Source organism: Salegentibacter sp., from assembly GCF_041642575.1.
Taxonomy (GTDB): Bacteria; Bacteroidota; Bacteroidia; order Flavobacteriales; family Flavobacteriaceae; genus Salegentibacter.
In genome coordinates, this window is record NZ_JBEPWD010000013.1 from 35626 (window position 1) to 42695 (window position 7070).

General features: G+C 39.2%; 8 protein-coding genes and 1 tRNA gene. 2 read left to right on the forward strand and 7 right to left on the reverse strand.

Annotated elements, in window-relative coordinates; all coding sequences use genetic code 11:
• Positions 1-6 precede the first annotated feature (6 nt).
• The 5 genes from ACESK1_RS04200 to ACESK1_RS04220 all read right to left on the reverse strand — a co-directional run bounded on the left by ACESK1_RS04200 (position 7) and on the right by ACESK1_RS04220 (position 4864).
• A complete protein-coding gene (locus tag ACESK1_RS04200; protein ID WP_372918233.1) occupies positions 7-288 on the reverse strand; it encodes a twin-arginine translocase TatA/TatE family subunit in 282 nt (93 codons plus the stop codon).
• A gap of 85 nt (positions 289-373) precedes the next feature.
• Positions 374-2677, reverse strand: a complete 2304-nt coding sequence (locus tag ACESK1_RS04205; RefSeq protein ID WP_372918235.1) for a M1 family metallopeptidase — start codon at positions 2675-2677, stop codon at positions 374-376.
• Between the two features lie 58 nt (positions 2678-2735).
• Entirely contained in the window at positions 2736-3242 is a 507-nt protein-coding gene (locus tag ACESK1_RS04210) for a DUF6702 family protein (RefSeq protein WP_372918237.1), read from the reverse strand.
• Between the two features lie 29 nt (positions 3243-3271).
• A complete protein-coding gene (locus tag ACESK1_RS04215) occupies positions 3272-4018 on the reverse strand; it encodes a hypothetical protein (RefSeq protein WP_372918239.1) in 747 nt (248 codons plus the stop codon).
• 51 nt (positions 4019-4069) lie between these two features.
• The gene (locus ACESK1_RS04220) at positions 4070-4864 is read right to left on the reverse strand and encodes a hypothetical protein (RefSeq protein WP_372918241.1); all 795 of its coding nucleotides are present in this window, start codon (positions 4862-4864) and stop codon (positions 4070-4072) included.
• 111 nt (positions 4865-4975) lie between these two features.
• Here ACESK1_RS04220 and pepE point away from each other — a divergent pair, with 111 nt between their 5' ends.
• Both pepE and ACESK1_RS04230 read left to right on the forward strand, forming a co-directional pair.
• On the forward strand, positions 4976-5683 hold the full coding sequence (gene pepE, locus ACESK1_RS04225) for a dipeptidase PepE (RefSeq protein WP_372918243.1): 708 nt from the start codon (positions 4976-4978) through the stop codon (positions 5681-5683).
• Positions 5683-6597, forward strand: a complete 915-nt coding sequence (locus tag ACESK1_RS04230) for a glutaminase (protein ID WP_372918245.1) — start codon at positions 5683-5685, stop codon at positions 6595-6597. Before pepE ends, ACESK1_RS04230 begins: the two co-directional genes overlap by 1 nt.
• Positions 6598-6714: 117 nt before the next feature.
• On the opposite strand, the gene rpsT is transcribed toward ACESK1_RS04230, so the two are convergent.
• On the reverse strand, positions 6715-6963 hold the full coding sequence (gene rpsT / locus ACESK1_RS04235; protein ID WP_081208987.1) for a 30S ribosomal protein S20: 249 nt from the start codon (positions 6961-6963) through the stop codon (positions 6715-6717).
• A 29-nt stretch (positions 6964-6992) separates the two neighbouring features.
• Positions 6993-7064: transfer RNA gene (locus ACESK1_RS04240), tRNA-Glu, on the reverse strand.
• Positions 7065-7070 lie beyond the last annotated feature (6 nt).

Below are 7070 nucleotides of genomic sequence, written 5' to 3' on the forward strand. Positions count from 1 at the left end.
CAGGCGTTAGAATCTACGTTTAACCGAACCGGTAATTTCGTCTATATCTTCTTTTACCTTATCGATCTCTCCTTTAATATCTTTTGAAATATCAGTATCGACACCTTGTTTTTCGGCACTTTTCTGAATTTCACTTTTAATATCGTTGGAAGCATTTTTAAGGGTGCGCATTCCTTTCCCCAGTCCACGGGCTATTTCGGGAATCTTATCGGCCCCAAAAACCATGACGAGGATAAACATAATAAAGGCGATCTCAGCGCCACTTATAAATAATGGGTATGCTACCATAACGCGCAAATATAATCACAAATTTAGCCATAAAAAAAGCCGACTCGTTAAAGTCGGCTTAATTATTTAATAAACCAGTTATAGATTAATTATCCATACTTTCTTTAAATTCTTCGAATTTATCTGTTGTTTTATCCTGCGGCCAGCTGTTGTTGCTAACATCAACGTCGGCGGTTTCCAGATCAGGATCAACAACTACCGATGTTATCTCTTTTTCTGAAGCTAATGCCTTAGTAACCTCAGCATCATTCTTTCTCCACAGTTGTACCGGATAAGTCACTTTTTCTGATGTTCCATCTGCATAGGTATATTCCACGATAAGTGGCATTGGAATCCCACCCGGCTTTTCAAAGGTGATCTCATAGAAATATTTTGGGTTTTTCATCCCGGAGCGATCCTGTTCAGAAAAATTATCCATCATATATTCGTTAAGCGTAGGTGCATTTTCAAGGGGATCGCTTCCTTTCATAGCCTCCTCAAAATCTTCACTTCCTTCTTCTACAACATAAATTCCATCTATGTCTTCAGGTTTTGCACCGTAGCGCTCAAGGAATTCAGCACCTTCTTTAGTAGCTTTGTCAGTGATGTAGTATTTCTTAACAGATTTTACACCCATATCCACATTATCGGTAGTATAGAACCAACCTCTCCAGAACCAGTCAAGATCTACTGCGGAAGCATCTTCCATTGTTCTGAAGAAATCCTCCGGAGTTGGATGTTTGAACATCCATCTCGTAGCAAAGGTCTTGTAAGCATGGTCGAATAAATCTTCCCCCATAACAGTTTCCCTTAAAATATTAAGCGCAGTAGCAGGTTTTCCGTAGGCGTTATTCCCTAACTGATAAACATTTTCGGGATTAGACATAATAGGAGCGATAAACTTCTGGTCTCCTTTCATATAAGGAACTATGTTAGACGGTATTCCTCTTCTGGAAGGATATTGATCCAAAGGCGCAATCGCTTCCGGATATTTTTCACCGAATTCCTGCTCTGCCAGGTATTGGGAAAAGGTATTCAAACCTTCGTCCATCCAACCCCACTGACGCTCATCGCTGTTCACGATCATCGGGAAAAAGTTATGTCCAATTTCGTGAATAATCACACTTATCATCCCGTATTTCACGCGGTCGCTGTATTCCCCATTTTCATCTGGACGGCCATAGTTCCAGCAGATCATTGGGTATTCCATCCCCTGGTTCTTAGCGTGTACTGAAACTGCTTTATGATAGGGATACTGAAAAGTTTGATCAGAATAGCTTTCAAGTGTAGTGGCTACGGCAAGGGTAGAATACTCTTCCCATAACGGATTCCCTTCTTTTGGATAAAGGGAAATCGCCATCACCTCTTTTCCCTGAACATCGGTATTCATCATATCTACCACAAATTTTCTTGAAGTAGAAAATGCGAAATCCCTTACCATATTGGCTTTATATTTCCAGGTTTTAGTTTTGTTTGAAAAGCCTTTTTCGGCTTCTTCAGCCTCTTCCTGGGTTACGATGATTACGGGCTTATCGAAAGATTTTTTAGCATCTTCATAACGCTTCATCATTTCTTTGCTGTAAACCTGTTTGCGGTTCTGAAGTTCTCCGGTTGCCTCCATAATGTGATCGGCAGGAACGGTAATATTTACTTCATAATCTCCAAAAGGAAGGGCGAATTCCCCGTTACCCCAGAATTGCATATTCTGCCATCCTTCAACATCATTATAAACGGCCATTCTTGGAAAGAATTGAGCGATTACATACACGTTATTGCCATCTTCAGGAAAATGCTCGTAACCTGAACGGGCTCTATCGGTAACATGATTATTAATTTTATACCACCAGTCTATTGAAAAAGTATAGCTTTCTCCAGCTTTTAAAGGTTCCGGTAAATCTATACGCATCATTGTTTGGTTAATGGTATAATTTAAGTCTTGACCGTCTTGGTAAACCTTTTCAATATTAAAACCGCCGTCAAAAGGTTCTTTTAAAAACTGATTGGTAAAACCTTCGGGAGTAGAAACCGGGTTTATCCTGCTTGGATTTTTCTCCAATGCAGGAGAATCTTTAGTACGGATATTCTGGTCTAATTGCACCCATAGGTATTCCAAATCATCCGGCGAATTATTATGGTAAGTAATAGTTTGCTTACCGGTTAATTTTGGATTCTTATCGTCAAGCTCTATATCCATCTTGTAATCGGCCTGGTTCTGGTAATAAGCTTCACCAGGTGCTCCGGCTCCGGTACGGTATTGATTAGGAGTTGCAAACTCATCGGTTAATTGTCTAAACTTGTTTTGGTTGGTGTGACCTTCCTGGCGTTCAGTTTGCTGTTGGTCTTCCTGAGCCGAGAGACCCGTAAAAAAGAGCATTAAAAAAGCAAAACTGAAAAATTTAAATTTTTTCATGAAAACTGAATTATTATAGAATTTTGATAAAAATAAGACTTCCTATAAGGTAAATGGTTTAATTTTTAAAAATCAGACTGTTTTTTTCTTGATCTCTCTGAAGCAATAGACTTTTTGTTACTCCATTTACTTTTACATGGACTACATTTTTCTGATCGTCAAAGAGATCGGTAAGAATTGAGTTGTTGATTTCAATTTCAGTGAAGGGAATAACCTTTTCGACTTCGATATAAAGAATAACCTGGTCATTATCGTATTCTTTTCCCAGATATTTTAGTTGATGTTCCTTTCCGTTTGTTTTAAGCTGAAGTTTCTGCCTAAGATAGCGCTCTATCATCTTTTTCACCGGACCTTCCTCGGAATCCTTCACAAGCCGGATATCATCATTAAAACGCTGTCGCAATACATTTTCAAAATCATCTGTAAAGACACGGGTGATTATCTGAAGAGATTCACTCTCGGCCTTGTAATTAATCTCAGTAACACTAAGGTAATATTCGTGTGCAGTTACTTTAGAAGAAGTCAAAACAAAGAAAAGTCCAAAAAGAATAAAGATCTTTTTCATTAATGAGTTTTGTTTTTTGATATCAAGATTCAATCCAAACTGATATATTCCCGGTATTCGGAAATGGTTTTTTTGTAAAATTCAATGAGTCCCAGGAGATCCTCCTCCTTAGCCAGACTTAAAAATCGGGGGTTTTCTGCGCAATAATACAGAAAATCTATGATCCTCTCCTCTTCCAGTTTAAGTTCCTCTCTATAAAAATCTTCTGAAAGTAAATTCCGGGTTTTTATAACCCGATTTCTTAAGCGGTCATTTTTTAAGGCTTGCTTGAGTTTTCTTTTTTCTCCACTTATGGCCCCGTAAAGCATTCCTGCAGGATCCATGGGGCTACTCATTCCCCTAATTTTTCGATCTACAATAGTTGGAGGTTTTTTATTAGAATAAGGAATTCCGAAATCTGCCTGATTTATGGTTTCTATATTCTCAATATCCTGTTGTAGGTTACCGGAAAGCTCGTGAAGTTGCATCTCATCCAGCTCCGTAAGTTCATTTTCCAGCTTAATTTCGAAAACTTCTTCCAGCATCCGCGGAGTTACCTCCAAAGTTAGCTTTTTATACTGAACCGAAGAAAAAAGGATGGAATCTCCGGGGCTTACTCGTAGAGCAAACTCTCCTGAATCTTCACTAAGCGTAACTTTTTCAGTAGTAATATTGACTACATGAACCTGAGAAAGCAATGAGTCATTGGTGATTTTACCCTTTAAAATTTCCTTTTCCTGAGCCTGAAGCGGAAAGTAAGAAATAGCTGTGATGAATAGATAAATTATTAACCTCATCAAGATTCCTGAGAGGCTTTAATGCGAGATAATATCAACTGAGGGCTTTTATTAATTTTCAACCTGGTTCTTGTACTCTTTACTTTTTGCGATAAGAAATTCTATTAGCTCGAGTTCATTTCCTTCCTGCATCATTTCGGCATTAAGTCCGCTATCTGAAGCGTAGAAGATAAAATCATTGATATTTTCTTCCCGGATATTCAGGTTCTCCTGGAAAAATTCATCGTCATATAATTGGCGGATATATTCATCTTTTTCTTGCTTTCTAATTTGAGCATCTCCATCCTGGTCTCCAACGAGAGCCTTAAAAATGTTCACAAAATTAAGTCCGTGGATAAGACGGGTTTTACTGGCCGCCATCGCTTCATTTTTGCCCGGTCCTGTGAGTGCATCAGGTTCAGTAACCACATCCATTCTTTCCAGATCGGCAGCAGAATATCTCGGCAAATCCGGATCTGTAACCTGAATGCGGGCAACATCCACATTAACGTTTCCCGAAAGATCGTGAGGCAGAACAACCACTTCAGGAAGTTCGGTAATCGTCTCACTAATAAATACATTTAATTCCCCCGAATCTACAACCCCCTGATCTACAACTACGGTAAATTTCTGGAATTGTAAAGCTGAAAAACTTATACTGTCATTTTCAGCTACAGATATCCTGAATTCTCCACTGGTATTGGTAATCGTTCCTCTTTGGGAAGTTTCATTATAAACGGTCATTCCCTCCGGGTTATCTCCTTCGGGGACAATAATTTTCCCATCTACTCTTACTCTTTCCTCTTCCTGAGAAAGAAGTGGTAGAGCAGCAATTAAAAAAACTAAAGTAAATACAAAGCGTATCATAACACAATTTCTATAACTTAAAGGAACAATTTATCTTCTTATGAGAAAGATAAGTAGCAGGTAAATTTTTGTTAAACCTGCCTTTTCCTCTAAATTTACAAAAAAACTACGATGAAAAGAGCGCTTTTAGCCAGCACCTCCACTCTACACGGACAAGACTACCTTGAATATCTTACCCCTGAAATAAAGAATTTCTTTAATGGCATTTCAGAAGTTTTATTCATTCCCTACGCTCGCCCCGGCGGGATTTCTCATGAGGAATATACTGCTAACGCTGCCAAAGCATTTTTTAAAGCAGGAATAAAATTAAAGGGCATAAATGAGTTCAAAAATCCGGTGGAAGCAGTTAAACAGGCCAAGGGTATATTCACCGGCGGAGGCAACACCTTTTTACTGGTTTCAAAATTATACAGAAATAAGGTGATGAATGTTTTACAGGAGGCTATCCTTTCAGGCACTCCCTATATGGGCACCAGCGCAGGCACTAACATTGCCGGGCTCACTATGCAAACCACCAATGACATGCCTATTATTTATCCTCCGTCGTTCAAGACCTTAGGTATCGTCCCCTTTAATATAAACCCCCATTATTTAGATCCAGATAAGAATTCCACTCATAAAGGAGAAACCCGGGAAACCAGAATCAAGGAATTTCATACTTTGTATACACAGCCGGTAATTGGTTTACGGGAAGGAAGCTGGCTGGAGATTTTGGGTGATAAAATTACGTTAAAAGGAAAACCTGAAGCACGTATTTTCAAGCCGGAACAAGTACCTTACGAAATCAAAACAGGAACTTCTTTAACCGATTTAAAGTAATGAATTACCAGAAAATCCTAAACACTATAGAAAGCGAAATGAACTACCGTGATGTGGAAGGCAAGGTAGCTTCATATATCCCCGAATTGGCAAAAGTGGATCCTAGAAAATTCGGGATGCATATCTATTGTGGAGATCAACAGCATTTTAGTTTTGGCGACAGTGACGAAAAATTCTCCATACAAAGTATCTCCAAGGTTTTTTCCCTTTCTATGGCCATGATCCTGATGGGCGAAGATCTATGGCAGCGTGTGGATGTTGAACCTTCGGGAGATCCTTTTAATTCACTTACCCAGCTGGAATACGAACATGGAGTACCCAGAAACCCTTTTATAAATGCCGGAGCCTTAGTGATCTCAGACATTTTGGTTGATCAATTAGACAATCCAAAGCAGGAGTTGCTCGATTTTGTAAGAAAGATTACCGGAAACCCGGAAATAAATTTTGATGAAAAAATCGCTGCTTCCGAGAAATCCACCGGATATCGCAATATTGCCCTGGTAAATTATATGAAAGCCCTGGGTAATATTAAATGTGAAGTAGAACCCATCGTAGATTTCTATTTTAACCTCTGCAGCCTTTCGATGTCCTGCAAAGAACTCGCACAAGCTTTTATGATATTCGCCAATAAAGGAAAAGTTCTTGAAACCGGGGAAGAGATTTTAACCCCAACCTCTGTGAAACGTATAAACGCCTTAATGCAAACCTGTGGCTTTTATGATGAAGCGGGTGAATTTAGTTTTGAGGTAGGGCTTCCGGGAAAAAGTGGCGTAGGCGGTGGAATAGTTGCGATTCATCCAGACCAGTATTCTGTCGCGGTTTGGAGCCCTATTCTTAATCACAAAGGGAATTCGGAATTAGGTATGAAGGCCCTGGAAAGACTTACCAGCCTTTCAGGACTTTCGGTCTTTTAGAAGGTAGATTTCTAAGAAACAAAGTGTCTGCTTTGGAGCAGGCACTAAATTTTATGGCACAAAAAAATGCTTTCCGTTTTCACAGAAAGCATTCAATAATTGAACACTGTAATAATCTTAAAGCGCTGCTACGTGCTTAGTAAGCTTAGACTTAAGGTTAGCAGCTTTATTATCGTGTATAATGTTTTTCTTTGCTAATTTATCAACCATAGAAACTACAGAAGGAAGCAAAGTCTCAGCTTCTTTCTTATCAGCCTCACGCAATTTTTTAATTGCGTTTCTAGTGGTTTTATGCTGGTAGCGATTTCTAAGGCGTTTTGCCTCATTGCTACGTATCCTCTTCAACGCTGACTTGTGATTTGCCATTATATTCTTCTTTAATTAATCTTTTCTTGTAGTCCGTAGGGGAATCGAACCCCTGTTACCAGGATGAAAACCTGGCGTCCTAACCCCTAGACGAACGGACCATTAAT

Excerpts from the sequence above, each read along its gene's own strand:
- ACESK1_RS04200 (WP_372918233.1), bottom strand. The coding sequence starts at position 288 with ATGGTAGCATACCCATTATTTATAAGTGGCGCTGAGATCGCCTTTATT.
- ACESK1_RS04205 (WP_372918235.1), bottom strand. The coding sequence starts at position 2,677 with ATGAAAAAATTTAAATTTTTCAGTTTTGCTTTTTTAATGCTCTTTTTT.
- ACESK1_RS04210 (WP_372918237.1), bottom strand. The coding sequence starts at position 3,242 with ATGAAAAAGATCTTTATTCTTTTTGGACTTTTCTTTGTTTTGACTTCT.
- ACESK1_RS04215 (WP_372918239.1), bottom strand. The coding sequence starts at position 4,018 with ATGAGGTTAATAATTTATCTATTCATCACAGCTATTTCTTACTTTCCG.
- ACESK1_RS04220 (WP_372918241.1), bottom strand. The coding sequence starts at position 4,864 with ATGATACGCTTTGTATTTACTTTAGTTTTTTTAATTGCTGCTCTACCA.
- pepE (WP_372918243.1), top strand. The coding sequence starts at position 4,976 with ATGAAAAGAGCGCTTTTAGCCAGCACCTCCACTCTACACGGACAAGAC.
- ACESK1_RS04230 (WP_372918245.1), top strand. The coding sequence starts at position 5,683 with ATGAATTACCAGAAAATCCTAAACACTATAGAAAGCGAAATGAACTAC.
- rpsT (WP_081208987.1), bottom strand. The coding sequence starts at position 6,963 with ATGGCAAATCACAAGTCAGCGTTGAAGAGGATACGTAGCAATGAGGCA.